The organism is Rhodococcus cercidiphylli (assembly GCF_033042225.1).
In the GTDB taxonomy this organism is placed as follows: domain Bacteria; phylum Actinomycetota; class Actinomycetes; order Mycobacteriales; family Mycobacteriaceae; genus Rhodococcoides.
Map to the genome: position 1 here is coordinate 347,088 of NZ_JAWLKE010000003.1, position 26,144 is coordinate 373,231.

A 26,144-nucleotide genomic window follows, 5' to 3' on the forward strand; every position below is an offset into this window, starting at 1 on the left:
GCCGGACGGCCATGACTGATAAAAGGGAAACCATTTACTTTGGTCAGTCCTTATGGTGTTATGCCTTCAACCTCGATACCAAGGAGACAGGTATGACTTCCACCGTCCCGTCCGCAGCCTCGCCGCGCCAACTCAATCGGTGGTGGTATGCCGCAACAGGTTTCCTTACGCTGTTGTTCGGCACGACCACGGTGAACGTGCTGTTCAACATCGTCGGTAAGCCGATGTCGGAAGAGTTCGGTTGGGAACGCAGCGTGATCACCAACGGGCTTTCGATCGAAACCGTCTTCGTGGGTGTGAGCATCGTGCTTCTCGGCCTTCTCGTGGACAGGTACGGCCCCAAGGTCCCAACGATCCCCATGGTCATCGCATTCGGTGGCGGACTGATGGCGATGTCTGCGCTGCCGGACAACCAGACTTTGTTCTTCGCGCTGTGTGTCGTCATCGGGGCCGGGGCTGGAGCTTTGAACCCGATCGCCCATGCCACGGTCGTCAGCGCCTGGTTTCGAGACAGCCGTGGGATGGCGCTGGGGGTACTCATGGCGGGACTCGGAGCCTGTGGTGTGCTGATGCCGTATCTGGCCAACTGGCTGGTGGGCCTGAGTGGTTGGCGTGCAGCGTTTTTGGTCGTCGGCGCATTATGCACGGTCATCCCGGTCAGCGTCTATGCGTTCGTCACCCGGATGCCACCGGAACACGAAAAAGAGCGACTACATGCCCGCAACGCAGGCCGAGTAGCAGGCGAGTCCTTGATATCGATAGCTCGAAACTATCGCCAGTTCTGGTTGTTGTCGGTCGCCATCTTCCTGGTGTCGTCCGCGACGTTCGGTCTGATGTCTCAGATCGTGCCGATGACCACGGACAAAGGCATCGCGCAGGAATCGGCAGTCGTCATCCTGTCGGTGCTCAGCCTGTCCTCCGTCATCGCGCGTCTGTTCGTAGGGTTTCTGCTGGATCGCGTCTTCGCGCCCTTCATCGGTTCGGTGCTTTTCGCGCTGTGTGCAGTAGGAGTGGTTCTCTTGATGTCGTCCACAGCGACCGCGGTCTTGCTCACCGGCGCGGTGTTGATCGGCCTCGCACTCGGAGCGGAGGGCGATGTGGCTGCTTACATGACGAGCCGGTACTTCCCCAAACATTCTTACGCTCGCGTGTTGGGATTCGTGTACTTCCTCTACGCAATGGGTTCCGCATTCGGCATTTTCCTCCTCGGCCAGGTGTACGGAGCCACCGGGTCGTACGCAGCCGGAATCGCGCCGATCGTGGTGATGGTACTTGTCAGCATCGCGTGTCTTCTCGGAATGGGTCGTTACCGATTCACGCTGGACCACAACAGGATCGAGACGGGCAGCGACGTCGAGCACGCATCACGGGCGTCCTGAAAGATCATGCACGCCCCGCCGGTTTCGATTACAGGTCTTTCCGGCGGGGCGGGATGAGGCCATCCCCTCGCATCGGCACCGCTTACGACGGCGACCGCCTGCTACTGGTCATCTCCGCAGCACGACTGCATTCCCTTGCCCACCTCCACCACACAAGGCGGCCGCGCCAACCGAGTCTCCCCGACGAACCATCGACAAGGCCAGGCTCAGAACGAGTCGTGCACCTGACATTCCGACAGGGTGACCGAGAGCAATTGCCCCACCGTGCACGTTGACCCGCTCGGCTGATAGTCCAAGATCGGCCATCGACGCCAACGCTACCGCCGCGAAAGCTTCGTTAATCTCGATAACGCTCACATCGCTGACCTTCATGCCCGGCATCTTGTTCACCGCCGCAATAATCGCTCTAGACGGCTGATGCAGCAGTGAGGTGTCGGGTCCGGCCACGAATGCAGATGGACCGATTTCGGCCAGCCACTGCAGGCCGAGCTCGGTTGCTTTTGCTTCACTCATCAGCACCAGCGCTGCAGCCCCATCTGACAGCTGCGAAGACGAGCCCGCAGTGATGGTCCCGTCTTCGGCAAAAGCGGGCGGCAAAGCACTCAGTGCATCAGGCGTCGCGTTCGCACGGATGCCCTCGTCGTTCGTTATGGTGACCGGTCCTCGCCTCGTGTGCACGTCGATAGGTGCGATTTCGTCGGTGAAAGTGCCGTCGTCTGTCGCTTCGGCCGCTCGCCGGTGCGATCGCGCTGCGAAATCATCCTGGTCCGCGCGGCCGATGACCTCGGCTCGCGCGTAACGATCCGTCGATTCACCCATCGACACCTGATCGAACGCGCACCTCAAAGCGTCTGCGTCCAATGCGTCTTCGAGACGAGAGCCTCCGTAGCGCAATCCAGTTCGCGCACCGCGTACGAGATGAGGAGCATTGGTCATCGACTCCATGCCTCCCGCGACGACGATGTCCGCCTCCCCACTTTTGATGAGTCGATCACCGTCGATCACAGCCTGAAGGCCGGACAGGCAGAGATTGTTAAGAGTGACAGCCGGCGTCGTCAGAGGAATCTGCGCGCCGACCGCTGCCTGGCGTGCGGGGTTCGGGCCTACGCCTGCCTGGACGACATTGCCCATGATGACCATGTCGACTGTCGACGCAGCTACCCCCGCACGGGAGAGTGCATGCTGAATCGCGTGCGCGCCCAGCTGTTCTGCGCTGAGGGAGGCTAGTTTGCCTCCGAGTTTTCCAATGGGAGTGCGGGAACCGGCCACCAGAACTGTTCGAGTCGTCATGCCAATCCTTCCTGTTGGTGGGGAACGTGATCCGGGCCGTTGAAAGAGAGGCGACGACCCAGCGATACCAACTGCAGATAGCAATGGTTTGATCTACTATAGTAGGACGACCTACTGAATGGGTATCTCGACATTCCAGCAGCACTGCCGCTCAGGACGGGATTAGTGCCCGCCACGCTCGCGCGCAACCCTGCGACACACCGTTACCTGTGTGCGTGTTCCATCCGTTAGAGGATGCGAACACCAATTGCTTGCGGCCCTTTGACGCCTTGACCAATCTCGAATTCCACGCGCTGACCTCCATCGAGATTGCGAAAACCGTGCCCCTCTATCTCGGAGTAATGGACGCACGGATCAGCTCCGCCGCCCTCCTGCTCGATGAAGCCGAAGCCCTTCTCCCCGTTGCCGCAATCGAGATGATCGACGCCGCACCTATAGCGGGCGGCCGAATGCCGCACCCTGCCCGGATCCAATAGAATGCACGAGACGAGTCTTTGAGTGCACTCGATCCTGCCGGATGGCAAGTCGCGGGTTTCGGCCCTGAGTGCTGTCCGTAGCAAACGCTCGGTGCGTTACGCACTTTCTACTGACCTCGCCCTGCCAGCGAAGATCGCGAGGCGGTGAACTATGACCATTGCCTCTGCGCAAGAGAACCTTTTGATGGAGTCGACGGTGAAACCCGAGGCTTGGAGGCAACTTTCAAAGACGGTGAGCCACACTGCTGTGGTGCAGGTGCCCATAGTCGGCTGCCCCTCTCAGCATCCCGAGCGCAGCTACACCCTCAGCGTCGAGCACGCGAAGCTGCAGCTCCCCCGCCGGCGCGTCATCGACCAATAATTTCCGTCAAGGTTCCTTGACGGTGCGGTAACTGCCGCACGGCCCGCACGATGCAATCGTTTCGATGCTTCCCAACTGACCGGTTTTGGTGGACTGCGCCTAGCCGTCCGTCACTTTCCAGAAATAGGCCACCGCCGCCGCGATAAGGTGACCGAATGGACACCTCCAGAGTCTCGACGTGCCGCTCTTCCGAAGCTTCAGGGCAGCGAATATCGCTGTGACCGAAATCGATTCGGAGCCAGGCACGTCTGTGCCAGCATGGCCCGCTTTCGCCCGGCCGGTCCTGAGCGTGCTCAGTGACGGGTCCACCTGGAAGACATCCGCTCTCAAGCCTGCCGTCATGGACAGTGTCGGTCTCACAGCGTCGCAACGCGCGGAGACGTTGAACTCCGGGCAAGGGCGAGCGGATAACAGGATCGGTTGGGCGTTGTCGTTTCTTCGCCGAGCTGCTGCGGCCGAGAAAGTGGCAAACGGTCGATCCCGCATCACGGAGTTTGGCCAGCAGATGTTGCGCGATCACCCGGTCGAGATCACCGAGGGCGACCTGCAGGCGGTCCCCGCGTTCCAGAACTATCAACCCGCGCGTCGGACCGCGCCGGCGGCTACCGATTCAGACGATCTCGCCACCTTCTGGTTCGTCGGAGCGATGTTCGGTGTCGACGGCGGCCCGCCGATGGACCGAACACCAGAGTTCGTATCGAACGGCCTGTGGCGGGCGCAGCAACCTCACAAATACGCCACGGCGATCAGATCAATGAAACAGGGTGAGCGTATCGCCATCAAAGCAGCGTTCACGCGAAAGAACGACCTCCCCTTCGACATCGGAGCGCAGACCGCGTCGGTGATGGCAATCCGAGCCACAGGCACCATCATCGACAACCCCGGCGATGGCGACCAGGTATCCGTCGCCTGGGACGCGCCGGCGGCCGTCCCGGACGAGGACTGGTACTTCTGGACATCGCGCAATACCGTTTGGGGCATCAAGCCCGACTCCTGGCAGTCTCGCGCTCTCATCGGTTTCGCGTTCGAGGAGGAGGAGCAGGACTACGCGACGTTCCTCTCAGCCCCGTACTGGGCGAACAAGTACTTCGGTGGCCAACAGGAGCCGGCACTCGCACCGAACGACGACGGCGCTACCACCGAGGAACTGCCAGGCGAGGACGACTACTCGGTCGCCGACATCATCGCCGAAGGTTGTTTCGCCTCCCGCGATGACCTCAACAGCTATATCGAGGCGTTGCGGCGCAAGAAGAATCTCATTCTTCAAGGCCCACCGGGGACAGGCAAGACCTGGCTCGCCAAACGTCTCGGATACGCGCTGATGGGCACGAAAGACCGGTCGTTGATTCACGCCGTTCAGTTCCATCCCACCGTCTCCTACGAAGACTTCGTCCGCGGGTGGCGACCGGGCGACGACGGACGGCTGACACTCACCGACGGTTATTTCCTCGAGGTAATCGAGGCTGCCCGAAGTCAGCCCGACACCAAGCACGTCCTAGTCATCGAGGAGATCAACCGAGCCAACTTGGCGCAGGTGATGGGTGAGTTGTTGACATTGCTCGAGGCGGACAAGAGAAAAGGATCCGAAGCACTCAAGCTGGCGTACGCCAAGCCCGGAGACGACCTGGTGTACATCCGCGACAACCTGTACCTGATCGGAACAATGAATGTGGCCGACAGGTCCTTGGCATCGTGGATTTCGCGCTCCGTCGTCGGGTTCGCCTTCGCGGATCTCCAGCCGAGGTTCAACGACGCATGGCGCGACTGGGTCATCGCCCGAGGCGTCGACGCCTCGTTCGTCGATGCGTTAAGAGGTCGACTCACTGCGCTCAATCAGCGTATCGCCGACGCACCAGAACTTGGGGAGCAGTACCGCATCGGCCACAGCTTCTTCACGCCATCCCCGGACGGCCCCGTAATCGACGACCCGCATCTGTGGCTCCGCAGTATCATCGATCAAGAGATCCGGCCTCTGTTGGCGGAGTACTGGTTCGACAACTCCGCCGCGGCGGAAAGTGAAGCTGACTTGCTCGTAGAGCCGTGGTGACAGAAGTCGGCACCATCGCCAGTGGAGTGCACCGTATTCCTGTGCGCAACCTCTGGCTGCTGATGCTGTGCGCCTCGAGGCTCTATCAACAAAACAGTCCCCAGCGAATGGTCGGCGACCGCCGTCGAGCGGCGACTACTACGCCCACTTGGCCACACATACCGTGAGCGACATGCGGTGCGCACGCGTGTACGCGGTCGCATCGACGCGTTGACCACGGACTCGCGGATGCTGCTCGCGCAGGGAAAGGTGGCATGCACCTTCGATGACCTGACAGTCGACACCGCCCGCAACCGCCTTCTGTTGACCGCGCTTCACTGGACCGGCCGGGTTGTCGACGACGCGACCACTGCACAGCGAGCGCGTGTCCTCGCGCGCACTTTCGCGCAATACGGTGTGCAAGCTGACTCCGCGACCTGGCGCGCCACCGCCTCCGTACGCAACGACCGCAACGACCGCAACGACCGCAACGACGCAGAAGCTGTCGCCGCGGCGTCGTTGCTGTTGAACATGCTCATACCCACCGAAGAAGCAGGCGGACGCGCCGGCCGCGACCCCGAACGCGACGCGGCAATTGTCCGAGCACTGTTCGAACGCGCCGTCCGCGGTTTCTACCGCACGGTGCTGCCATCGACATGGCGCGTATCTCCGGGTGAGACCCATCGCAAATGGCCTGCCTCCGAACCCACACCGGGAATGCTCGCCATGCTGCCCACCATGCGCACCGACATTGAACGGGAGGGCCGGCGAATCATCGTCGAGACCAAGTTCGCCGACGCCCTTAAGCCGGGGTTTCACGGCACCCGCCGTCTCGACCGCAGCCACGTCTTTCAGCTCTACGCTTACGTCCAGTCCCAGAGCGTCCACGACGAACTGGGCAGGCCAGCGGAAGGTGTCTTGCTCTATCCGACCGTTGGTCACCACTTCGACGAATCGGCCGTCGTCCAGGGGCACCGCTTCCGTTTCGTCACCGTCGATCTGGCTGCGTCGGCGGGCAAGATTAGAGCCCGGCTCCTGAACGCTGTCGATCCCTGGGCGCCGACGGACGCGGCCTATGCAACCGAGTGACGGCGCGCCGGGGACCTATAGCGCGTCGACGATTCCCTTGACCTTCTGTCCGTCGCTCGGTGACATCCCCTCATTGATTTGAACGAAGATCAAGGCTGGCTCCGATCCGTAGCGGTGAGGGCCGGCCAGGAAAGCGGCATCCTCGTAGCTCTGCACGGTCTTTCGGTACAGGTCGACATCATCGAATGCCATGACCGCACCGCCTTCGCCGGGAACGGATGGAAGATCGAAGTCGTAGACCTCGGTCGCCGCCAGAGCCAGTCCATTTCCCTCACCGCGAACACAGTTCGCGCCGATCCCGGCGTCTTCGATCTGTGCACACACGCTTTCGGCTGTGCTGGCTGCTACTGCCGGAACCGGCTGCGCGGCCTCGGTCGAGGTAGTAGTTGCTGTCACCGTCGACGCACCGTCGTCTTCTGAGGAGTCGGATGAACAACCCGTCACGACGAGCAGTACACCGGCTGCGGCAACAGTTGCTGCGGCTTTCAGACGGTTCACATCTATCCATTCTGTTCGATCAGGCGCTATTTCGTGCAGAGGTGAATCCTGTAGCTCGGTAGGGCGAGCAAGAAGCCCGAACTATCCTCCAGCGCGTCGTACGGGGCTGCGCACCCCGAACCACCGGCAGTCGGTCAGTTGAACGGCGCTGCTGAGATCTCACGACGAAGACTGTCACATACCCGGTCCGAAGCGGTGACGTGGGGCTATTCGGCAGTGGCACAGCTGAGGCGGAGGAACTCGCGAAACTCGACGAAAAAATGCTTCTTAAGCTCAGTGAAGCAGTGGAAAACAAGGCGATATCCCGTCAAGTCTCCTTGATGGAGAACGAGGTCCTGTCAAAAATGTCCTCGAACCTATTGTCATCTCCGGATTACGTTACCGACGTGAAGATTGCTGTCGATGAGCTACTCCTACTAATGGTCCGATTCGTTGCAAGCCGCCAAAATGCCCAGGCTGACCGGAAACCATACCTCTTCAAATCAGATGCTAGCGAGAACGATCTACATGAAGATCTTTTCGACTTCCTATATTCATCCCTCGGCTCACGTGTGGAAATGGAGACCCCGAGCATAGGAGGTGGACGCGTCGATATTCGGGCAAAATACAGCACATTCAGTATATATATGGAGCTCAAACTCGACGGTACAAAAAAGGCGCTAGCGGACAAGCTCGCGTTCGTGAACCAGTCCGTCACTTATCAGGCGACCGATGCCCGGGTCGGGTTTCTAGTTGCGCTTCGCACTAACGCATCCCCATCGACCGGGGCGCACCCGCACCTTGTATCGCTGTTCGAGCACACCACTGTCACCGTTCCTGGCGACGCCTTCGCTCGGCATGTCGTGCTGATCGACGTCCCCGGCAACCGCACTTCGCCTTCCGACAAAAGATCCGTGTAGCCCAAATAGTTACGAAAGTAGGGTTACGCAGCACCTATGACAAGATTTCGTGACGGTGCGGTAACTGGCGCTTCGCGGTAAATTCGCCTCTGACACTTGGTCGACCTGGGTTTCACTGCTGGCTCCACAATGAAAAAGGCGACGACAACTTTGGTTTTAGTCGTGGCTCTGGCCTCTGTTCAGCGGGCCCTTCGGGCGAGACGTTGAGGGTCGGAGATGAGCACGCTCTTGCCTTCCACTCGCACCCACCCACGGTGGGTGAAGTCAGCGAGCGCTTTGTTCACGGTCTCGCGTGAGGCACCGACAAGTTGGGCGATCTCTCCCTGCGTCAGGTCGTGCGTGACGCGCACCGACCCGGCCTCGGGGACACCGAAGCGTTGTGCGAGCTCCAACAGCGTTTTCGCGACGCGGCCGGGGACGTCGGTGAAGATGAGGTCGGCGAGGTTGTTGTTGGTGCGGCGTAGGCGTCGAGCCAGCACTCGCAGCAGCTGGTAGGCAACGTCGGGGCGCCGATCAATCCACGCCTTGAGGTCGATGCGATCCATGCTGACAGCACGAACAGCGGTGACCGTGACGGCGGTGGAGGTACGCGGGCCCGGATCGAAGATCGTCAGCTCACCGAACATGTCCGACGGTCCCATGATCGCCAGCAGGTTCTCGCGGCCGTCCGGGGATCGGCGACCGAGCTTGATCTTGCCGGAGACGATGATGTAGAGCCGGTCGCCCGGATCGCCTTCGGTGAACACCACGTGCCCCCGGGGAAAATCGACAGGCTTGAGTTGTTCGGTCAATGCTGCAACTGCAGAGGGCTCGACCCCCTGAAAATGCCTGCCCGTAGCAGTACCTCGTCCACGTTGCCCTCCTTCGCTCTCGATGTCGGTTCGCTTACCCACGTCGATGCATGTTTCTTCATTTCACGGTGGCGACGCTGTTACGCCAGCGCCGTCTGCCGTGAAATCGGAGATTTGCTGACGGACAGTTCAATGTACGTCCGCGGCAATCGTCATGCGGCAAGTGTGGACAACGCTTCAGATGGTGAGATGGAGGCGCGCTGCTGCTTCGGGTGCCTTCATCAGCTCACGGTGTGGATGGCCCGCGGCTGTGTTCGATGATGTCGGGATCGTCGACGAAGATCAGTGTTCCCTCGTTCGTGGCGACGGCCCAGCGGTGCGGCACTGCCCATTCACGTCCCACCGCATTCCCGGTGAGTGTGTAGTCGGCGAAGTCCTCGATCACGGTGCCCGTTGCAGTGCTGCCGCCTGGGCGTCGAACCTGGACAGTGTCACCAACACGAGGTTCTGGCGTTGTGACATCTTCAGGTTCTTTCATTGCCGTATTGAAACAGAGACACCCGCCACTACAACGTGCCGACCCGCCGCAGCTGCGCACACTGAACGATGGCGATCGTCGCCGCGAACGTAAACCAGCGCGTAGCGATCTCAGTGGCGCTGTCGGTGTTGGCGAACACTGACTTCCAGCGGAACGCACCACGACGTCTGCAGGATTCGCGGCTCGACCGTTGAGCTACCGAACGCAACTCCAGATGCCTATCCCATGATGTCGACGCAGACTAGCCAGCCTCGTGCCCGAGCAGTCTCACCGCAGCGAGCGGCTACCGCTACAAGAGGCGCGCCGTTCGTCGACTGTTGCTCCACAACCGATGTGAGCCGGATCTTGCATCGCCGATTGCACTGAAGAAGTTCCTGGGCAACAGCCCCGTCAACGTGTCATGACGGTGCGGTAACTGTGGGCAATTCCTCGAGGACCGAACGCGAAGTCACCCGGCCCGGCGGCGTGGGTCGCGCCGCCGATGGTGATCTCGAACGTCCCGTCGAGAACGGTCCAGAACTCGTCCTCGTTGGTGTGGATGTGCGGGGGCGGGCCACCGCCGGGGGTGGTGATGCATTCGATGACTGCGAAGCTTCCACCCGTGTTCTCGGCGGTTGCCTTGTAGATCATGGTGTCGGCGACGAACCACACCCGCTCGCCCTCCCCGGCTGCGACGGTGAAACCTCGACGGGAGTGGTTGTCTCCCCGCCGCTTTCGGTATCACCGGTGGTACCCCGCGGATTGTGTTCACCTGGGAGTGGTTCGAACTCGCTCCTGTGCGGGGATATGCCCGCGGTCGTCCGTGCCGGTGTCGATGTCGTTCATCGACACCTTGACCGTAAACACGCACTGTTGAAATATCAACTATGGGTGTCGAGGTGTTCCGAAGGGGGAAGTCCGGACGGGACAAGGAAAGCTTTGAGTCTCGACCCTGTGGGAGGGTCTCAGGACGTGAGCTTGGCTTGGTAGCGATCGAGGAGCGACGGGACGCCGGCGGTCGGGGGTGCCCACGAGTTCGGAACCGGACAATCGACGGCGACACGGCGGGCCGCAGCCACGAAGTCGCGGGTCAGAGGCGAGTCGACGTCCGAACGCCACCCGATGGACAACGGTGTGGGGGGTATGCCAGTCACCGGAACGAATGCCAAACCTGGCCTCGCATAGAATCTTTGAGTTGACGCTTGTGAGAACGCCACGCCCTTGCTGGAGAGGATGGCTTCGAAGCACTCGTCGACAGTGGAGACTTCGGCACCGAGACGAACGGTCTCACCATCCCTCGAGCTGACGGCGAGCCAGAAGTCCCTCCATGATTCCGGGCTGCGCCTCGCGACGAACGGTTGCCCCGCCACTTCTTCGACACTGGTCGAATCTTGCTGCGCCAGAGGCGAAGTGGATGCTACGACAAGCACTCTCGGCTCCACGAACAGTGTCTCGAGCGCAAGCCAGTCCTGCACGACGACCGGCGGCCTGACGAACGCGACGTCGACCGACCCGTCGCCGAGTCCGACGTAGGGGTCGGTGAAGTCGAACGACTGCATCTCGACCGCGACGTCGGGGTGGAGAGCACGGAAAGCCGACAAGATGTCCGGCGTCAGCTCCGCGGCAGCGTTCGCCTGGAATCCGACGATCAGGTTGTTGCGCCCGCTGCGGCCCACCTGACGTGTCAACGACGCGACACGCTCGGCATCGGCGAGAAGCTGCCTGCTCCCTTCGAGGAGCTTGTCCCCGGCAGGGGTCAACGAGACATGACGGGAATCGCGGATGAACAGTGCGGTTCCCAAGGAGTGTTCGAGTTTGCGAATCTGCACGCTGAGCGAGGGCTGTGCGATATGCAGCCGCGCTGCTGCCTTGCCGAAATGAAGCTCTTCCGCGACGGCCACGAAATACGACAACGGCCTGAGCTCCAACGGAAGATTCACGTCCCCGATGCTATTCCCGCAGCTAGACCAGCACCAGTAGTTGTTTCCTATCGATCGGGCGACCGATTGGTATTGGACGAACCCGCAGGTCCAGCGTGTGATGGGTCACATGACAACAGCAACCGACACCACCACCCAGACCCCGGAACAGTGGGCCGACGCGTTCACCCAAGCATCCGACGCAGACGCCGAGATCTCCGCGCACGGCACGTACTTCACTTGCTCGTACCTGCTCGACATGGACACCCACTCCTTCGTCATCGAGATGTCGAACGGCAAAGTCCACGCAATCGCCGTCGACCCAGGCCCGCTCGACCGGCCCTATCAGTTCGCCATCCGCGCCGGCGTCGAGACGTGGCAGGGCTTTGGAGTTCCCGTTCCGGCACCGATGTTTCACGGCATCTGGGCGGCGTCGTTCCAGCGCGACATGAGGCTCGAGGGAGATGTCCTCGTCCTGATGCAGAACCTGCGCTGCGTTACCCGCCAGATCGAACTGCTGCGCGCCGTCGGCGTTCCGGTCTAGTCCCCGACTCACACACGACTCACCGAAGGAACAGAACATGAGCAAGATTTCACCTGTGACCGGCCATTACGTCGATGTCGACGTCGACGGTCTTCTGTACAAGGTCTTCTACCTAGAGAACGGCACCGGCCAACCGTTGGTATGCCAGCACACCGCCGGGTGCCACAACCACCAGTGGCGTGGACTGCTCGAAGACGAGGACATCACGCAGAATTACCGCGTGATCGCGTACGACCTGCCCCGCCACGGCAAGTCCGATCCGCCGGAGAACACAGAGTGGTGGAAAGAGGAGTACAAGCTCTCGGCCGACCATTACGCCAACTTCATCGTGGCCCTGGTCGATGCACTCGAACTGGAGAATCCGATCTTCATGGGTTCGTCGTTCGGTGGCAACATCGCCTTGCAGCTGGCGCTTCGCCATCCGGAACGCTTCGCCGGAGTCATCCCGGTCGAGGGAGCCGACTACTCACCGGGCTTCTACCTCGACTGGTGGCAGCACCCCCACGCGAACGCTGCGCAGGTGTGCGCAAGTGGCACATGGGATCTCATGGCACCACAGTCGCCCGAAGCCGACCGCTGGAAGACCTGGTTCTACTACACGCAGGGATCCGAGGCGTTCAAGGGCGACTTGCACTTCTACTCCGTGGACCACGACCTGCGCGACAAGCTCGACCAGATCGACGGCGACCGTTGCCCGGTCGTCATGCTGACCGGCGACTACGACTACCTCACCACCCCTGAGGACAGTGCCCGCACAGCTGCGCAGATCAAGAATGCGAAGTTCATCGAGATGAAGGACATCGGGCACTTCCCGATGAGCGAGAACCACCCGGTGTTCCGGACGTACCTTATCGAGGCGCTCGAGGTCTTGCAGAAATCCGCGTCCACCTCGGTCTCCGTCTGACCTGACCCTGTGCACACCCGCATGCTCGCCGGCCTCCGACACGGGGCCGGCGAGCATTCTTTTCGGCCCTCGAAAGGGAGATCCCGATGTCTGCCAAACACTTTCCGTACTGGGTTGCCGGCGAAGCGACTATCAGCGGTGTCGCTACCGAGATCCGCAATCCGTTCGACGGTCGCATCGTGGGGACGGTGTTCGAAGCGGCGTCGGAACACGTCGACGCCGCGATCGAGGCGTCCGCCGCGGTGGCGGACGAGTTCGCGGGAACGCCGGCCCACGTTCGGTCGGATGCGCTCGTACATGTCTCGACGCGTCTGCACGAGCGTCGGGAGGAAATCGCTCGGCTCATCTCTGCCGAATCCGGCAAACCGATCAAGTGGGCGCGAGTCGAAGTCGCTCGCGCGGTGTCGACATTTCGGTGGGCGGCCGAGGAAGCACGACGATGGAGCGGGCATCTTCAGCGACTCGACACCGACGCTGGATCGGACGGCCGCTTGGCGCTGATTCAGCGCGTCCCACGCGGTCCCATCCTCGGAATTGCACCGTTCAACTTTCCGCTCAATCTGGTGGCCCACAAGGTGGCACCGGCCCTGGCGGTCGGCGCGCCGATCATCGTCAAACCTGCGCCGGCCACCCCGCTGACAAGTTTGGTGCTCGGCGGAATGCTCGCCGAGACATCGCTTCCGGCGGGTGCGTGGTCAGTGCTGACCGTCTCCAACGACAAGGCATCGGACATGGTCGTGGACCCTCGGCTACCGGTTGTCTCGTTCACCGGATCGGTCCCGGTGGGTTGGTCGATCCGAGAACTCGTTCCGCGCAAGCACGTCACGCTCGAACTCGGAGGTAACGCCGCGGTGGTGGTCTGCGCAGACTGGGCCGACGAGGAAAAACAGGAGTACGCAGCCGAGAGGATCGCACGATTCTCGATGTACCAAGCGGGTCAGTCGTGCATCGCGGTGCAGCGCGTCTTCGTCCACGACAGTCTCTACGACGCCATGCGCCGCCGCATTCTGGCTCACGTCGCGTCGCTGTCGACCGGTTCACCCGACGACGACGAGACCGACGTCGGCCCCCTGATCGACGACCGCGCAGCCGTACGCGTGGAGGAGTGGATCGAGGAAGCCGTCGAGGGGGGAGCCACCGTTCTGGCCGGCGGCGGACGCACGGGCGCAGTCGTCGAACCGACGGTCATCGAGGATGCACCGCCAGGGGCCAAGGTTGTGGACCACGAGGTCTTCGGGCCCGTTGTCGTACTCTGCAAAGTCGCCTCGGATGCGGAGGCATTCGAACAGGTCAATGAATCCCGATTCGGATTGCAGGCGGGCATCTTCACGTCGAACCTGCAGACGGCGTTCACTGCGTCACGCGTCCTGGACGTCGGCGGGGTCATCATCGGTGACGTGCCGAGCTTCCGCGCCGATCAGATGCCGTACGGCGGAGTCAAAGATTCTGGGATGGGCAAAGAAGGGGTGCATTCGGCGATGGAGGACCTGACGCAGGAGAAGGTGCTCGTTCTGACCGGTATCGAGATTCCCTGAGATTCGGCACGACCCACCCAACTCCGAATGCCTGTTCCGACGGCAAATTCACAGTGCGCCGGCTTTCCCGGCTCTTCCCAGATGACGGTGTAGGTCGGCCGGGCGCGTCGGTCCGCAGATAGACGTCGAGGTCTCCCGACGATGGAGGTTCCTACGCCATCCATCCGAAAGACCTCGACGTGTCCGACGCTACCCCGCCGGCCGGCTTCGGCCGCCCTGACCTGACCGCCTTCGCGGCTCATCCCAATCGACCCTGATCGGGTCTGCTGACCCCCTCGACGAGAACGCAGCGACATCACAGCCACCCAACCCCGACCGCCCGGGAAGCCGGGGCACGTCACATGGCCTGTGCTGCGGGCGTGTCGAGTGGGTCGTCCAGGGGCGACGCAGGAGCGTCGACGCGACGTGCTGAGAGGTGGTTCCAACCGAGCGCTAGGACACCGGCTACAGGCATGGCGATAGGTCAGGAACGGCGTCGCTCCCTGCGCAGGAGGGAGCGCAGAGTCTCGGCGTTCGCGTAGCCGACCCGTAGCGCGATCTCGGCGGAGGTGAGGTCCGTGGTTGCTGAGAGGTGCCGCGCTCGTTCGATGCGAAGCCGTTGGACGAAGCCGAGCGGAGTGAGGTTGAGCGCCGCACGGACTCGTCGTTCGAGGGTGCGCCGGCTGGTGCCGAGCGACTGCGCGACGAAGGCGACGTTGAACGGTTCGTCCAGGCGGGCGCGCACGAAGCGTTCGAACTCGACGACGATCGGGTCCTCGTGCCGGAGATGTTCGTAGGCGACGAAGGCCGCCTGCGACGGACGCTCGTCGATGATGAGGAGCTTGGCGACATGTTGGGCCAGGTCGGGGCTGATCGATCGCACGAGTGAGAGCGCGAGGTCGATGTGGGCGAACGCGGCGCCGGCGGTGACGAGGTTCCCGTCGACCACGACCATGGTGTCGAGATCGAGGGCGACGGTCGGATAGCGCTTCAGGAACTCCGGCCCCAGGAACCAGCTGGTCGTCGCCCGCCGATGATGCATCCGTCCAGTCTCGGCGACGGCGAACACGCCGGTGCACGCCGCGGCGATCCGGGTGGTCGCGTCGTCGAGGCGCCCGAGTGAGGCGATGACCGAACGTGCATCTCGGCTCTGGAGGGCGTCGTGGGTCGCGGCGGCCGTGAGGGTTCCAAGCGCAGGGACGACGACCACGTCGAACTCTCCGGACTCCGACAGCGGGTGGTCTACCGACAGGGTCATCGATGCCGTCGTGGTCACTCGCCGTTTCGGTCCGAGGATGGCGAGTTCGATCGGGTCGATCCGCGGGTCGACATCGCCGCGGGCTCCGTCGGCCACCCGCACGATGTCGATGACCGACGCGACCGCCGAACCGAAGCAGCCGTCGATCGCGATCAGTCCGATACGCATGGCGCGAACAATAGCAATACTGTCGTATACGCCACTCCCCACCGGCCCTCGCTCGTCATACGCTGAACTCGCCCCACGAAGAACCCCGACTTCAAGGAGAACCCCTCATGTCCACACCCGTATCACTTCCGTATGCCTTCGTCGCCAAGATCGTCGCGGCCGATGGACAGCACGACGCGCTCGCCGATCTGCTCGCCGGCGCTGTCGCACTAGCCAACGAAGAAGTAGGAACGATTGTCTGGTTCGCGGCTAGGACCCACGCCGACACCTTCTGGATCTTCGATGCATTCCCCGACGAGGCCGCTCGCGACGCCCACGCCAACGGCGCCATCGTCGCAGCCCTGATGGCCAACCAGCACCTCCTCGGGGCAGCACCCGAGATCCTGGCGGCCGACGTCCTCGCGTCCAAGCTCCCGTAGTCCGCCAACGCACGAGACGATCGCGCCCCGCCGAGCCGTCGGACCCGACCGCCTCGACACCCGCACCACGTTGACGATCCCCGACGGGCCGATCACGAGGAGGCCAGGCAACACCAGGCGCAAGCCTGGAGCGGCACTGTTTCACCGGTGGTCATCGAGAGAGCCAGCGCGGCTCCATGGCAGCGCAACTGTGTCAACTTGCCCTCCGTCCCGCGAGGCGCCGTGGGCGGGGTCGTGGTAGCGATCCGTTGCCGTGGCGGGAGACGCGTTGCGCGTCGCAGCGATGACGGGTCGTTGGCGTTCCGGGGCGTTGCGTTCGTGCGCGCCGCGCGTGCGGCATGGAGCATCTCGCTGCGCACACAACGATCGTTGCGCCGACGCACCGTTGACACCTCGCACGTCCAGGTCGCGACACAACGCCACGCTGCGTTGCCGAGCGGAGCGAGGCCTATCGGCACACGGACAGGATGCCGGCCGCGAGCGCTCAGCCGGCGAGGGGTCCGTCGCAGAGGAGAGCGACGTCGGTGTCGGGCAGAGCCGTGAGGCCAGCGCATCGCGCGACCACCAGAACCGAACCGACGACCTAATCACGTCGGCTCTGCGTCTATCGCTTGATGCGCCCACTGGGTGAACGAGCCGCTGACCTGCACAAACGCCGAGCGTGGGGGACGCTGCCATCCGGTGGTGACCGACGACGACCGACCAGTACCGACCGTTTTACCGGAGTTTCACCGGAGCTCGCGGCGGCGTCGAAGCCGAGCAAGCTCCATTCTTTAGCTCACCGCTTTCCCGTCGGGGCCGCGAGTCAACCGTTCGCCCTCACGCCAGGCAAGACCGAAACCAACCACAACGGGACTGCGCGAACGACCGGGTGTTTGTCGGTCCAAAGAATACTGATGTTCGTTCGAGCCAGTGGGCCGAGGTGTCGGATGTGTTGTACAACGTCGGTTTACAACTACCGTATTTGGGTGGAGTTGGGTCTCGGTGTCACGAGCGTGTCACATGTTGGTACCTACGAGAGTGGATTCGGATGGTCCCGCTTGGACGGTCGATGCAGGTCAGCAGCTCCATGGTGGTTCCATGCGGACGTATCTGGTTGTCTCGCAACATACTTGTAAGCGAGCGGTCAACGGTTCAATCCCGTTAGGAGGCTCTTTCGGACGGCTCTGACCAGAGAAAATGGTTGGGGCCGTCTCTTTTTGGCCTGTTGTGGCCGCTCGTTTCTTGTGTGAGCCCGGTTCGTCCACCTGGGTTGATGGGTCGCTTGTGACCTGGGGATTTGCCGGTTCGGCGGCTCGATCCGGCGTTCGGTGTCACAGAATGTCACAACTCGTTGCTAACTCATCGGCGAGCATTCGTGTGGATGTAGGTGGATCCTTGTGTACCAGGCGAGAGTGACCAAGCCTGGTTTGCGGTGTTGCAATCAGTGTCGGTTCTGTAGGCTTGAAACCTACGGATCCGACACTTGATGGAGTTGCTGTGACGACAAGCGATGTGCGACGCCGTCAGACAGGGTTACCTCCCGAGTTCGCGCGGCTTCCGATGCGGACGGTGCGAGCCGCGACGGCGGCCGATGTCTACGCGCACCCGCGCGCCGAGCTTGCGCGGCTGACGGACTTGGGTCTGCTGCACCGGGTGGCGACAGGCTTCTACGTGGCGGTGCCGGACGATCGGGTCGGGACCGAGTGGATGCCGGGTTTGGAGGCAGCGGCGGCCGGTATCGCGGTTGCGGCGTACGGTCCCGATGACGCGGTGGTGATGGGTGTCAGCGCGGCTCGGTTGCACGGTGTGATTCCGCGGGCGTTGGCGACTGCTGTGGTGGCTGTGCCGAAGCGGCACGATCCGATTCGGTTGGCGGATCGGCGGGCGGTCGTTCGGTTCGTCGTTCGCGACACCGCACGTCTGGATGCGGAGCGGATCGATACCGAGTTGGGCCCGGTGTTGGTGACGACGCCCGAGCAAACGGTGTTGGATCTGGTGAAGCGCCCGGGTCTCGGTGACGCCGAGGGTGAGGTGTGGCCTGCAGTGCAGCAGTTGTATCGAAGGTGCGACCGAGGCGTTTTGGCGGAGATCGCTGGGGCTCAGAAGATGAGAACGACTCTGTTGCGGCTGCAGGCTCGGGTGGGGGAGAAGTAGTGAATCCCGACGAGCTGGAGACGGTGGCAACGCAATTCGGTGTCGCGCGCGCTCAGGTCGAACGGGATCACCTGATCTCGCACCTGCTCGCTTACCTGAGTACGCACTTCGCCGATCGGATTGTGTTCATCGGCGGAACAGCCTTGGCTCGAACCCATCTGGTCGACGGTCGGCTCAGCGAAGACATCGACCTGATCGCGGTCGGTTCCAGATCTGAGGTCGCTCGTGATCTCGATCGCGCACTCCCGCGCGCGGTGATGCGCAGCCACGGGCGACTGGTGTGGGACTCGGCGATCAGCGAGGTGCCCGAGCGCCTCGGTGCAGTGTTGAGGTCGCAGTCCGGAGTGGCGGTCAAGGTGCAGTTGCTGTCGGCGGAAGGTCGCCCAGCGTGGCCTCTGGAGAACCGGCAGCTCGAACAGCGGTACGAGGATGCACTCGGAGCTGCGTTGACGGTGCCCACGCGGCCCGCGTTCGTTGCGGGTAAGACGGCCACCTGGTGTGATCGGCGAGCATCGCGTGATCTGTGGGACCTGTGGGCACTCAGTCGGATTGGGGCATTCGAGCCGGAGGTGGCCGATTTGTATCGGAGGTTCGGGCCGACGAACAGGCTGCCAGGGCAGTGGCAGTTCTCGGGTGCTCCGACCGAATCCGATTGGGAGAGCCAATTGTCGGGGCAGACACGGTTGGCAGTCACAGCGCGCGAAGCGGCAAACCTTGTGGCCCGGGCGTGGCAGGCGCTGGCGACACGTTAGTCATGCAGTCGCATGAAACAGTCTTGTGGTAAATACCCGCAGCGCAGGCAGTCTGTGAGCGAATTAGGCTGTGCTGCCGAATATTCGACGGTATGAGTCCAGTTCTTCTTCGTCAACATCGATTTCGCCGAAGAGTACGTACATTGTGGTGTCCCATGGGCGAAGCCATCGTGCCGAGGAGTGAGAAGAACCGCGACCGTCCGGCAAGAATCAACTGTGTCGGCAGGACGCCCGGAGATCCATTCGTGGTGGCGGAGCATCGTCCACCCACGGAAGACTGCTTGGTGGTGTCCGCTGAGATGATTCAGCACGCCGAAGGCCAACTGTAAGTGATTGTCTCCCAGCCAGTAACGGCGAGCCTCAAACCGCGTCTCACCATTGAGGGCGTCTCGAGCGATTCGGAGCTGGTCGAGCAGTCGTCGGCCGATCGCGGCACGCTCGAGTACGGGATGCTGATCGAGCATGTGCAGCACGTTCAAGCGGTCGAGTTCGGGACGATCCCAGGACGACGTAGCGACGTCCTCGAGCATCTGGCGATGCAGCGCTGCCCCCGCGGTGTAACTCATCGGGTGAGCGTTCGTCTGGGGGTAGACAGATTCACTCGGACTGTGCCCGCCTCCGCCGCGCCGAAGACCCAACGCCGCCGGATCGCTGTGATCGACACCGCTCATCGCCGGTATCTATTGCCCTCTTCAGGGCGCGCGGAGACCGTCCGGGCTGCGCTGTACTTGTCCCGCACGTCGCGCTTGCAAGAATTGGCAGCCGTGATCGGCGGCATCATCGCGCGCTTCCCGAACTAGGTTGGCCGGCAGCGTTGTTCCCGACCTGTCAACAGTCGCTGTCGACTGCGATCGACCGGTGGGCCACACCCCGTTGACTGCGAATGCACTCACTTCCGATGCGGTCGCCGACATCGATCGAGCCCACCTGGACGGGCGAGCACCTGTGCACCGACTCCACTCGGTGCAGGCACGGCAGCCGAGCGCACCACTCGTACCGGAGCCCGCCTCGACTTCTGTACTCGACCCCGGATACTGCGAACACGGGACTCGGGCAGGCCAGAACGCGCACGTGCTAGTCGGTGGCGTCGATTCGACGCTCGACCCTCGACGACGTCGAAGACGGTGCGGATGCACTGCTGAAGCGGCTTCTCGAGTTCGTCGAGGCCGAGGTGCCGGAATATGGTCGGCCGCTCGTGCCGCGGCCATCGTCCTTGCCCGTTCAGAACACCTTCCGGGCATGAAGACGCTCGACGAGACCGAGAGTGAACCGGTCGATGTCCTCGATGGAGAAGCTCTCGTCACCGGTGATCGCGATCGAGGGCCGGCGCAGAAAGTGCTCGCCACCGATCGGGATGCTCACCAGTTCCAGGGCGCGTTGGATCCATCGAACCGGCCGGATCGACGAGGCGACGTGATCGGCGAGGAGCAACGTTCCACCTGGACGCAGCACTCGCGACATTTCCGCGAGCGCGATGTCCGTGGCGGGGATGGCGCAGAGCGAGAACGTGCACACCACGGTGTCGAAGGATGCATCGGGAAAGTCCAGAGCGTGAGCGTCCCCGGGAGCCAAGCGAGCGTCGGGTCTGACGTCGGCGGCCCGAGTATGAGCCTGCGCGAGCATGTCCGGGCTCAGCTCGATTCCGGTCAACGACGTCCCTGCCGGGTAGTGCTCGAGATTGAGCCCCGTTCCCACTGCGACCTCGAGAACCTGACCCCGCGCGCGACTGCAGATCCAGGACCTGGTGTCGCGGAAGAGAACTCGGTCGAGAAGGGTCATGTGCTTGTCGTAACCGGCCGCTTGCTTGTCCCAGAATCGTTGCCATCGGGCGAGGCGGTGCGTCGAATCGACGACCATCGCTCAGTACCCCCGGGCAGGAGCGATCGGTGCCACGTCGGTGCGTGAGGCCCCGGACTCGGGGTGCGCCGCGAGATAACGCTTCTTGACCAGTTCCGATTCCTGCGCTTTGCGGGGGTTCGTCAGATCGCGCGGCAGCATGTGCCGCACGAGGCGGCGTTGCCGATTCTCTTCCAAGTACGAGGCGGTGAAGAACACCGAGAGCAGGACCGCGAGCAGCACCATGGCAGCACGCAACCACAGCTCACCCGGAAAGAACATGAACACGGCGTAGACGGGAAGAAACGGAACCTGGCCGCGAATCAGGTGCCGAACGACGGCGTGATCACCCGTCAGATCGTGGGCCACCCAGTCCGTCATGGTCGAGGGAAGAGTACGACCGAAGGCGTAGCCGACCCACTGCCACGGCGTAGGGCGGGTCCTGTCGCGGTTCACCGGGTCGGCGTCATTGTGCTCTGGCGCATCCCCAGCCGCCGCATTGCCAAGCTGGCCGGGCACCATCCGACTGCCGAGTACAGCAGCAGATTCCCGCCGACGAATGCTGTCAGGGCATGCCAGCGGCGGTCGTGAAGGGAACCGGCGGCGAGGCTGGCGAGGATCATGGTGCCCGCCAGCGCGGGGACTGCGCGTTCGATACTCGGTCCGCCGGGGCCGGTGAGAGTGTCGGTGCATGACATGCGGTAGAGCCTCGCTTCTCTGCGTGTGGTGCGGTCGTTCGTGCATACCCTAGGGGGTAGAAGGAATGCTATCACCATACCCCTGGGGGTACTGTGTTACGGTTTCTCCATCATCCCGACCAGTAAGGACATGATGTGAGTTCTACGGACGTTCGAACCGACGAGAGTTCTGCAGACAGCTCGCCGCCAGGGATCACCGGCGGGCCGTTGGCGCGCTTCGGTGCGCGCATGGCAGGCAATTTCAAATGGGTGGTCACCGCGTGGCTCGTGGTCATCATCGGATTGGGAGCGTTTGCCCCGTCGGTGTTCGGCTCTCTCGCAGGTGCCGGGTGGCAATCCAACGGATCGGAGTCGGTCCAGGTTCGCGAACTCGCACAGGAGCACTTCGGCGGGAACTCCTCGGCCGCGATACAGGTGGTCGTGCACTCGGACACCGAGCAGGTGACCGATCCCGCTGTCGCAGCTGTCATTTCCGAGGTCACCGACATTCTGGCCGCCGACACGCGGATTTCCGAGGTCATCGCCCCGCAACCGGGGATGTCGATCAGCCCGGACGGGCACACCGGAATCCTCATCGGTGGAGCGAATGGGACGACCGACGAGATGGTGAAGGCCGTCGACGATCTCAAGGGCGACTTGACCGCAGCCTCCACGGACTCGATCGAGGTCTACCCGACCGGAGCCTCCGCGCTGTGGAGTGACTTCAACAAGGCCAACCACGACGCGATGATCAAGGCCGAGATCATCTCCTGGCCTGTCACATTGGCGATCATGGTGCTCGCATTCGGTTCGCTCGTCGCGGCAGGTCTGCCCCTGCTGTTGACGCTGGCTGGTCTGGTCGCATCCGCGGGTGGCTTGGTCCTGCTGAACGAAATCACGCCGATCTCGGTGTGGGCCATGAACTTTGCGATGATGTTCGCGCTGGCGCTCGGTATCGACTACGCGCTCTTCCTCGTCGTTCGGTTCCGGGATGCGCTCCGAAAGACCATCGACGCCGGACGGATCGACCCGCAGCGTGCAGTGGCAGAAACGATGGACACAGCAGGCAAAGCAGTCCTGCTGTCCGGTCTGACCGTGCTGATCAGCTTGTCTGCCGTGCTTCTCGTACCAGCACCTGCGGTACGCACGATGGCCGTGGGCATCATGCTCGCGGTGGTGTTCGTGCTCGCGGCCACCCTCACACTGCTCCCCGCAGTGCTGGGCAAGCTCGGAGCCAAGGTCAATGCCGGCTCCCTCCCGTACGCGAAGCGTCAGGTGCACCGTTCGCCGAAATTCGCGTCCTGGGGTCAGTTGCTGCACAAGCATCCGTGGCCGTTCGCCATCGGCTCGCTGTTGATTCTGGTGGCGCTGTCGATTCCGGCTCTGGGTCTGAAGGTCGCCATGCCGTCCATTTCGGTTGTGCCCGAGGATGCTCCGGTCCGGCAGGGTTACGAATTGGTGCAGGCACAGATGGGTGAAGGTGCACCAGGAATGCTGCAGATCATCGCCCCCACATCGGAGGCGGAGCAGACCGCGCAGATCGCAGCGAGCGTCGACGGCGTATCGATGGTGACGCCGCCCATGCCCGCCATGGATGGATCCGACTTCGTCATGCTGCAGGCCATCCCGAACGTGGACCCGTCGGACCCCGCACTCGAGACCACACTCGACGCCTTGCGCGCCGAGCTGCCCGAGGGAGCGATCGTCGGCGGTGCACCCGCGGAGAACCTGGACCTGCAGACCGCGTTGAACGAATATCTGCCGATCGTGGTGTCGGTGATCCTCGTGCTCGGATTCCTGCTGCTGCTGATCGCGCTCCAGGCACCGCTGATCGCTCTGCTGGGGACCGTGGTCAGCCTGCTGTCCACCGGAGCGGCATTCGGTGTGGCGAAGCTGATCTTCCAAGACGGTCACGGCTCGTCGCTGCTCGGATTCACGCCGCAGGGATTCCTGAACGGCTGGGGACCGGTGTTCTTCTTCGCGATGATCTTCGCAATTGCGATGGACTACACGGTGTTTCTGCTGTCGAGCGTCAAGGAACACTACGAGAACACCGGTGATCCGCACGGTTCTCAGGTCGACGGAATGGCGCACTCGGGACGGGTTATCTTCGCGGCGGCCGCGGTGATGATCGCGGTGTTCTTCTCGTTCGCGCTCGCCGAACCACTGCCACCCAAGGAGATGGGCATCATTCTGGGTGTCGCCGTACTGCTGGACGCGATTCTCATCCGCTTGGTTCTGCTGCCGGTTCTCCTGCGCCTGACCGGCCACGCCGCATGGTGGTCACCCACGTGGCTACGAGCAGTACTGCCCAAGATCGGCTTCTCGCACAGCTGAGTGTCACCGATCTCGAGCAACACAGTGGTGGCCGAGGCCGTCCGGCTTCGGCCACCACGACCACCCTTACCCCTAGGGGTAAACTGGAGTTTCATCGAACGAAGGACTGAACGACATGACCGGTGACACCGAAAGCATCGCATTGGTATTGAACCGTTTGCGGCGTGCGCAGGGTCAGCTCGCAGGAGTGATCTCGATGATCGAGAGCGGCCGGGACTGCAAGGACGTCGTCACCCAACTGGCCGCGGTATCGAAGGCTCTCGACCGGGCAGGCTTCAAAATCGTCGCCACCGGACTCCGTGAGTGCATCACCGGAGCGGAAACAGGGGAGAAGATGACCGAGGCCGAGCTCGAGAAGCTCTTTCTCGCCCTCGCCTGACAACGGTCCGATCACCCCCGCATTGATGCACGGGGGTGATCGGAGCGAGGCAGGGTAGCCGGTTCGAGGTGGGGTGATCGGGCCCGCGACGTGTCAGCCCCTGTGCGCTGGACCGGGCTGCTCGTCCGGGCGGGTGAACACCACACGTGCCCAGAGAACAGTGGAGAGCAACGCGGCCACCGCACCCAGATACAGGCCTGTCGATGGGCCTGCGAACGTCTGCGTCGGTGCCAGCGACTGCCGAGCCCAGATCGCGAGCACACCGAACACCGTGGTGACACCGTTGCCCGCCAAAGCCAGAGCAGCCCACCGAAAACGCCGAACCAGACGCGCGATCGAGGCCGCTACGACGGTGAACGTGAGAGTGAATGCGGTGAACAGCGTCGCCAACACGCCCGCTGACTCCGCGTCGGCGCTTTCGGTGCGCAGAAGAACGTCGTACCCGTGTGCGCCGCCGGTGTGCGGAAGCGCCACTCCGAGCACGGCCGCCGACACCAGCACGAGCAGATACGGGGTGAGCCGGGTGATCACCACCTCCGGTATCACGCGTCGTTCGATGGCCTCGAACACCGACCGGTAGTGGCTCAGGTCGCCTTCGCGGTCGTAACTGTGCGGCGGTCGACCGTTCACGCTCGGCCGGTGAGAATGGCATTCCAGTACAACGCCGGCAGTCCGCGTCTTTTGAGGAACCACATGTCGCGGCGTTCGTGTGTGGTGTCGATCAGTGGTATCGAGGGAGCCGGCTGCATGGTGTAGTCGAATTCGGCCAGAAGCATCGTCTTGCGAGAGGTGGTCAAGGGGCAGGAGGCGTACCCGCCGTACTGTGCGGTCAGTGGACGGCCGGCGATGCTCGCCTGCAGGTTCTCGGCGACTACGGGTGCTTGCTTGCGGATGGCGGCACCGGTCTTGGAGTTCGGTGACGATCCGGCGTCACCGAGGGCGAAAATGTTGTCGAATCGACTGTGCCGCAGTGTGTTCTTGTCGATCTGTACGTATCCGGCTGGATTCTCGGGGTCCGCTATGGGGCTGGCCTTGATCCAGTCCGGTGCGGATTGGCGCGGTACGACGTGGAGCAGGTCGTAGGGTAGCTCTTCGCTCACTCCCGCAGCATTGTCGGTGATCGTCACCGATCGGCCGTCGGGATCGACGGCGGTGACCTCACTGTTCTTGCGTACCTCGATACCGTAGCGCGCCACCACCCGCTCGAGCTCCTCGGCGAACACCGGTACCCCGAACATTCCGGGTGTGGGTAGGACGAGGACAACTCGGATGGCGTCGAGCACGCCCTGCTCTCGCCAGTAGTCGGCCGCAAGGTACGCGATCTTCTGCGGAGCACCCGCGCATTTGATGGGGCCGGACGGCATCGTGAACACTGCGGTGCCCGACCGCATCTTCTGAATCATCTGCCACGTCTTGGGTGCGAGATCGTAGCGGTAGTTGCTCGAGACCTGCGGGGTGTCGATCGATTCGGCCATACCGGGCAGGGAGTCCCAGTCGAGCTGGATGCCGGGGCACACCACCAGGTGGTCGTAATGGATCGTAGTTCCCGAGGAGGTGCTGACCGTCTGGGCATCCGGGTCGACCCCCTCGGCGCGATCCTTGATCCAGCCGACGCCCTGGGGCATCACCGACGCCTCGCTACGCGCACTTTCCGCGGCCGGGGCGCGGCCTCCACCGACGAGCGTCCACAAAGGTTGGTAATAGTGGGTCTCTGCCGGCTCGATGATGCCGATGTCGGTCATTCCTGCTCGCCGCAGACGTGCCGCGAGCGAAATACCGGCGTTGCCTCCGCCGATGATCGCGACTTTGTGGTCGATGGTGTGCGCGGACATGTGGTCCTCCTGTTCGAGACACGAGCTCGGTGAGCTGTCTCGATTTCGGTTGGTGCCGGGGTGGTTCAGCTCGACGTCGGTGTGGGCGCGAGCCGTGTGGTCACGACATTGGTGGTCATTGAGGCCAGGTGCACTGCATCCAC

26 protein-coding genes and 1 pseudogene are annotated in these 26,144 nt (G+C 62.8%); 14 read left to right on the forward strand and 13 right to left on the reverse strand.

Features of this window, described 5'->3' with window-relative positions; all coding sequences use genetic code 11:
• Nucleotides 1–92: 92 nt before the first annotated feature.
• A complete protein-coding gene (locus R3P95_RS08715) occupies nt 93–1,379 on the forward strand; it encodes an MFS transporter (protein WP_317548060.1) in 1,287 nt (428 codons plus the stop codon).
• Nucleotides 1,380–1,487: 108 nt separating this feature from the next.
• On the opposite strand, the gene R3P95_RS08720 is transcribed toward R3P95_RS08715, so the two are convergent.
• Nucleotides 1,488–2,669 (reverse strand): acetyl-CoA C-acyltransferase, encoded by a 1,182-nt coding sequence (locus R3P95_RS08720; protein WP_317548289.1) that lies wholly within the window; start codon nt 2,667–2,669, stop codon nt 1,488–1,490.
• Between the two features lie 227 nt (nt 2,670–2,896).
• A complete protein-coding gene (locus R3P95_RS08725) occupies nt 2,897–3,049 on the reverse strand; it encodes a cold shock domain-containing protein (protein WP_317548290.1) in 153 nt (50 codons plus the stop codon).
• A gap of 328 nt (nt 3,050–3,377) precedes the next feature.
• Between R3P95_RS08725 and R3P95_RS08730 the strand changes: the two genes are divergently transcribed.
• The 3 genes from R3P95_RS08730 (at nt 3,378) to R3P95_RS08740 (ending at nt 6,621) form a co-directional block, all read left to right on the forward strand.
• A complete protein-coding gene (locus R3P95_RS08730) occupies nt 3,378–3,506 on the forward strand; it encodes a hypothetical protein (RefSeq protein ID WP_317548061.1) in 129 nt (42 codons plus the stop codon).
• 250 nt (nt 3,507–3,756) lie between these two features.
• Complete coding sequence (locus R3P95_RS08735) at nt 3,757–5,553, forward strand: AAA family ATPase (protein ID WP_317548063.1); 1,797 nt, start codon at nt 3,757–3,759, stop codon at nt 5,551–5,553.
• 177 nt (nt 5,554–5,730) lie between these two features.
• Nucleotides 5,731–6,621, forward strand: coding sequence for a 5-methylcytosine restriction system specificity protein McrC (locus R3P95_RS08740; RefSeq protein ID WP_317548064.1), 891 nt, complete (start codon nt 5,731–5,733; stop codon nt 6,619–6,621).
• Between the two features lie 15 nt (nt 6,622–6,636).
• Here the strand turns inward: R3P95_RS08740 and R3P95_RS08745 are convergent, their stop codons facing one another.
• Nucleotides 6,637–7,119 (reverse strand): hypothetical protein, encoded by a 483-nt coding sequence (locus R3P95_RS08745; protein ID WP_317548065.1) that lies wholly within the window; start codon nt 7,117–7,119, stop codon nt 6,637–6,639.
• Nucleotides 7,120–7,319: 200 nt separating this feature from the next.
• Here R3P95_RS08745 and R3P95_RS08750 point away from each other — a divergent pair, with 200 nt between their 5' ends.
• Nucleotides 7,320–8,018, forward strand: coding sequence for a hypothetical protein (locus tag R3P95_RS08750; protein WP_317548066.1), 699 nt, complete (start codon nt 7,320–7,322; stop codon nt 8,016–8,018).
• A 179-nt stretch (nt 8,019–8,197) separates the two neighbouring features.
• On the opposite strand, the pseudogene R3P95_RS08755 reads toward R3P95_RS08750, so the two are convergent.
• The 4 genes and pseudogenes from R3P95_RS08755 to R3P95_RS08770 all read right to left on the reverse strand — a co-directional run bounded on the left by R3P95_RS08755 (nt 8,198) and on the right by R3P95_RS08770 (nt 11,266).
• Nucleotides 8,198–8,871, reverse strand: a pseudogene (locus R3P95_RS08755) (Crp/Fnr family transcriptional regulator).
• 224 nt (nt 8,872–9,095) lie between these two features.
• Nucleotides 9,096–9,347, reverse strand: coding sequence for a hypothetical protein (locus tag R3P95_RS08760; protein ID WP_317548067.1), 252 nt, complete (start codon nt 9,345–9,347; stop codon nt 9,096–9,098).
• Nucleotides 9,348–9,737: 390 nt separating this feature from the next.
• Nucleotides 9,738–9,998 carry a cupin domain-containing protein gene (locus R3P95_RS08765; protein ID WP_317548069.1) on the reverse strand — a complete coding sequence of 87 codons (261 nt, stop codon included), beginning with the start codon at nt 9,996–9,998 and terminating at the stop codon, nt 9,738–9,740.
• 293 nt (nt 9,999–10,291) lie between these two features.
• Entirely contained in the window at nt 10,292–11,266 is a 975-nt protein-coding gene (locus tag R3P95_RS08770) for a LysR family transcriptional regulator (protein WP_094630310.1), read from the reverse strand.
• A gap of 109 nt (nt 11,267–11,375) precedes the next feature.
• Here R3P95_RS08770 and R3P95_RS08775 point away from each other — a divergent pair, with 109 nt between their 5' ends.
• From R3P95_RS08775 to R3P95_RS08785, 3 genes are all read left to right on the forward strand, one after another.
• Nucleotides 11,376–11,789, forward strand: coding sequence for a hypothetical protein (locus R3P95_RS08775; RefSeq protein ID WP_042940221.1), 414 nt, complete (start codon nt 11,376–11,378; stop codon nt 11,787–11,789).
• A gap of 37 nt (nt 11,790–11,826) precedes the next feature.
• Nucleotides 11,827–12,693, forward strand: a complete 867-nt coding sequence (locus R3P95_RS08780) for an alpha/beta fold hydrolase (RefSeq protein ID WP_008719926.1) — start codon at nt 11,827–11,829, stop codon at nt 12,691–12,693.
• An 86-nt stretch (nt 12,694–12,779) separates the two neighbouring features.
• Nucleotides 12,780–14,228, forward strand: coding sequence for an aldehyde dehydrogenase family protein (locus R3P95_RS08785; protein WP_317548070.1), 1,449 nt, complete (start codon nt 12,780–12,782; stop codon nt 14,226–14,228).
• Between the two features lie 463 nt (nt 14,229–14,691).
• Here the strand turns inward: R3P95_RS08785 and R3P95_RS08790 are convergent, their stop codons facing one another.
• A complete protein-coding gene (locus R3P95_RS08790) occupies nt 14,692–15,633 on the reverse strand; it encodes a GlxA family transcriptional regulator (protein WP_006247388.1) in 942 nt (313 codons plus the stop codon).
• A 107-nt stretch (nt 15,634–15,740) separates the two neighbouring features.
• On the opposite strand from R3P95_RS08790, the gene R3P95_RS08795 reads away from it, so the two are divergent.
• From R3P95_RS08795 to R3P95_RS08810, 4 genes are all read left to right on the forward strand, one after another.
• The gene (locus tag R3P95_RS08795) at nt 15,741–16,052 is read left to right on the forward strand and encodes a putative quinol monooxygenase (RefSeq protein WP_068049705.1); all 312 of its coding nucleotides are present in this window, start codon (nt 15,741–15,743) and stop codon (nt 16,050–16,052) included.
• Between the two features lie 1,542 nt (nt 16,053–17,594).
• Complete coding sequence (locus R3P95_RS08800; protein WP_317548291.1) at nt 17,595–18,188, forward strand: type IV toxin-antitoxin system AbiEi family antitoxin domain-containing protein; 594 nt, start codon at nt 17,595–17,597, stop codon at nt 18,186–18,188.
• A complete protein-coding gene (locus R3P95_RS08805; protein WP_317548071.1) occupies nt 18,188–18,940 on the forward strand; it encodes a nucleotidyl transferase AbiEii/AbiGii toxin family protein in 753 nt (250 codons plus the stop codon). The genes R3P95_RS08800 and R3P95_RS08805 overlap by 1 nt, the downstream gene beginning before the upstream one ends.
• Before the next feature lie 329 nt (nt 18,941–19,269).
• Nucleotides 19,270–19,740: a hypothetical protein gene (locus tag R3P95_RS08810; protein WP_317548072.1), complete on the forward strand. Its 471-nt coding sequence runs from the start codon at nt 19,270–19,272 to the stop codon at nt 19,738–19,740.
• 421 nt (nt 19,741–20,161) lie between these two features.
• Here R3P95_RS08810 and R3P95_RS08815 read toward each other — a convergent pair whose 3' ends face one another.
• From R3P95_RS08815 to R3P95_RS08825, 3 genes are read right to left on the reverse strand one after another with little or no spacing between them, the layout of a single operon-like run.
• Complete coding sequence (locus tag R3P95_RS08815; protein ID WP_317548073.1) at nt 20,162–20,797, reverse strand: class I SAM-dependent methyltransferase; 636 nt, start codon at nt 20,795–20,797, stop codon at nt 20,162–20,164.
• 3 nt (nt 20,798–20,800) lie between these two features.
• Nucleotides 20,801–21,232, reverse strand: coding sequence for a DUF5313 family protein (locus tag R3P95_RS08820; protein WP_317548074.1), 432 nt, complete (start codon nt 21,230–21,232; stop codon nt 20,801–20,803).
• Nucleotides 21,229–21,474 (reverse strand): YgaP family membrane protein, encoded by a 246-nt coding sequence (locus tag R3P95_RS08825; RefSeq protein ID WP_058253863.1) that lies wholly within the window; start codon nt 21,472–21,474, stop codon nt 21,229–21,231. Before R3P95_RS08825 ends, R3P95_RS08820 begins: the two co-directional genes overlap by 4 nt.
• Nucleotides 21,475–21,609: 135 nt before the next feature.
• Here R3P95_RS08825 and R3P95_RS08830 point away from each other — a divergent pair, with 135 nt between their 5' ends.
• Both R3P95_RS08830 and R3P95_RS08835 read left to right on the forward strand, forming a co-directional pair.
• A complete protein-coding gene (locus R3P95_RS08830; protein ID WP_317548075.1) occupies nt 21,610–23,790 on the forward strand; it encodes an MMPL family transporter in 2,181 nt (726 codons plus the stop codon).
• A 115-nt stretch (nt 23,791–23,905) separates the two neighbouring features.
• Nucleotides 23,906–24,169, forward strand: a complete 264-nt coding sequence (locus R3P95_RS08835) for a metal-sensitive transcriptional regulator (protein ID WP_042925979.1) — start codon at nt 23,906–23,908, stop codon at nt 24,167–24,169.
• Between the two features lie 93 nt (nt 24,170–24,262).
• On the opposite strand, the gene R3P95_RS08840 is transcribed toward R3P95_RS08835, so the two are convergent.
• Complete coding sequence (locus R3P95_RS08840; RefSeq protein ID WP_317548076.1) at nt 24,263–24,799, reverse strand: Rv2732c family membrane protein; 537 nt, start codon at nt 24,797–24,799, stop codon at nt 24,263–24,265.
• The gene (locus tag R3P95_RS08845; protein WP_317548078.1) at nt 24,796–26,001 is read right to left on the reverse strand and encodes an NAD(P)/FAD-dependent oxidoreductase; all 1,206 of its coding nucleotides are present in this window, start codon (nt 25,999–26,001) and stop codon (nt 24,796–24,798) included. Before R3P95_RS08845 ends, R3P95_RS08840 begins: the two co-directional genes overlap by 4 nt.
• Nucleotides 26,002–26,144 lie beyond the last annotated feature (143 nt).

What these genes read in the sequence shown, in the direction of transcription:
- R3P95_RS08715 (WP_317548060.1), top strand. Translation starts at nt 93, where the DNA reads ATGACTTCCACCGTCCCGTCCGCAGCCTCGCCGCGCCAACTCAATCGG.
- R3P95_RS08720 (WP_317548289.1), bottom strand. Translation starts at nt 2,669, where the DNA reads ATGACGACTCGAACAGTTCTGGTGGCCGGTTCCCGCACTCCCATTGGA.
- R3P95_RS08760 (WP_317548067.1), bottom strand. Translation starts at nt 9,347, where the DNA reads ATGAAAGAACCTGAAGATGTCACAACGCCAGAACCTCGTGTTGGTGAC.
- R3P95_RS08775 (WP_042940221.1), top strand. Translation starts at nt 11,376, where the DNA reads ATGACAACAGCAACCGACACCACCACCCAGACCCCGGAACAGTGGGCC.
- R3P95_RS08780 (WP_008719926.1), top strand. Translation starts at nt 11,827, where the DNA reads ATGAGCAAGATTTCACCTGTGACCGGCCATTACGTCGATGTCGACGTC.
- R3P95_RS08785 (WP_317548070.1), top strand. Translation starts at nt 12,780, where the DNA reads ATGTCTGCCAAACACTTTCCGTACTGGGTTGCCGGCGAAGCGACTATC.
- R3P95_RS08790 (WP_006247388.1), bottom strand. Translation starts at nt 15,633, where the DNA reads ATGCGTATCGGACTGATCGCGATCGACGGCTGCTTCGGTTCGGCGGTC.
- R3P95_RS08795 (WP_068049705.1), top strand. Translation starts at nt 15,741, where the DNA reads ATGTCCACACCCGTATCACTTCCGTATGCCTTCGTCGCCAAGATCGTC.
- R3P95_RS08800 (WP_317548291.1), top strand. Translation starts at nt 17,595, where the DNA reads ATGCGGACGGTGCGAGCCGCGACGGCGGCCGATGTCTACGCGCACCCG.
- R3P95_RS08815 (WP_317548073.1), bottom strand. Translation starts at nt 20,797, where the DNA reads ATGGTCGTCGATTCGACGCACCGCCTCGCCCGATGGCAACGATTCTGG.
- R3P95_RS08825 (WP_058253863.1), bottom strand. Translation starts at nt 21,474, where the DNA reads ATGTCATGCACCGACACTCTCACCGGCCCCGGCGGACCGAGTATCGAA.
- R3P95_RS08835 (WP_042925979.1), top strand. Translation starts at nt 23,906, where the DNA reads ATGACCGGTGACACCGAAAGCATCGCATTGGTATTGAACCGTTTGCGG.
- R3P95_RS08845 (WP_317548078.1), bottom strand. Translation starts at nt 26,001, where the DNA reads ATGTCCGCGCACACCATCGACCACAAAGTCGCGATCATCGGCGGAGGC.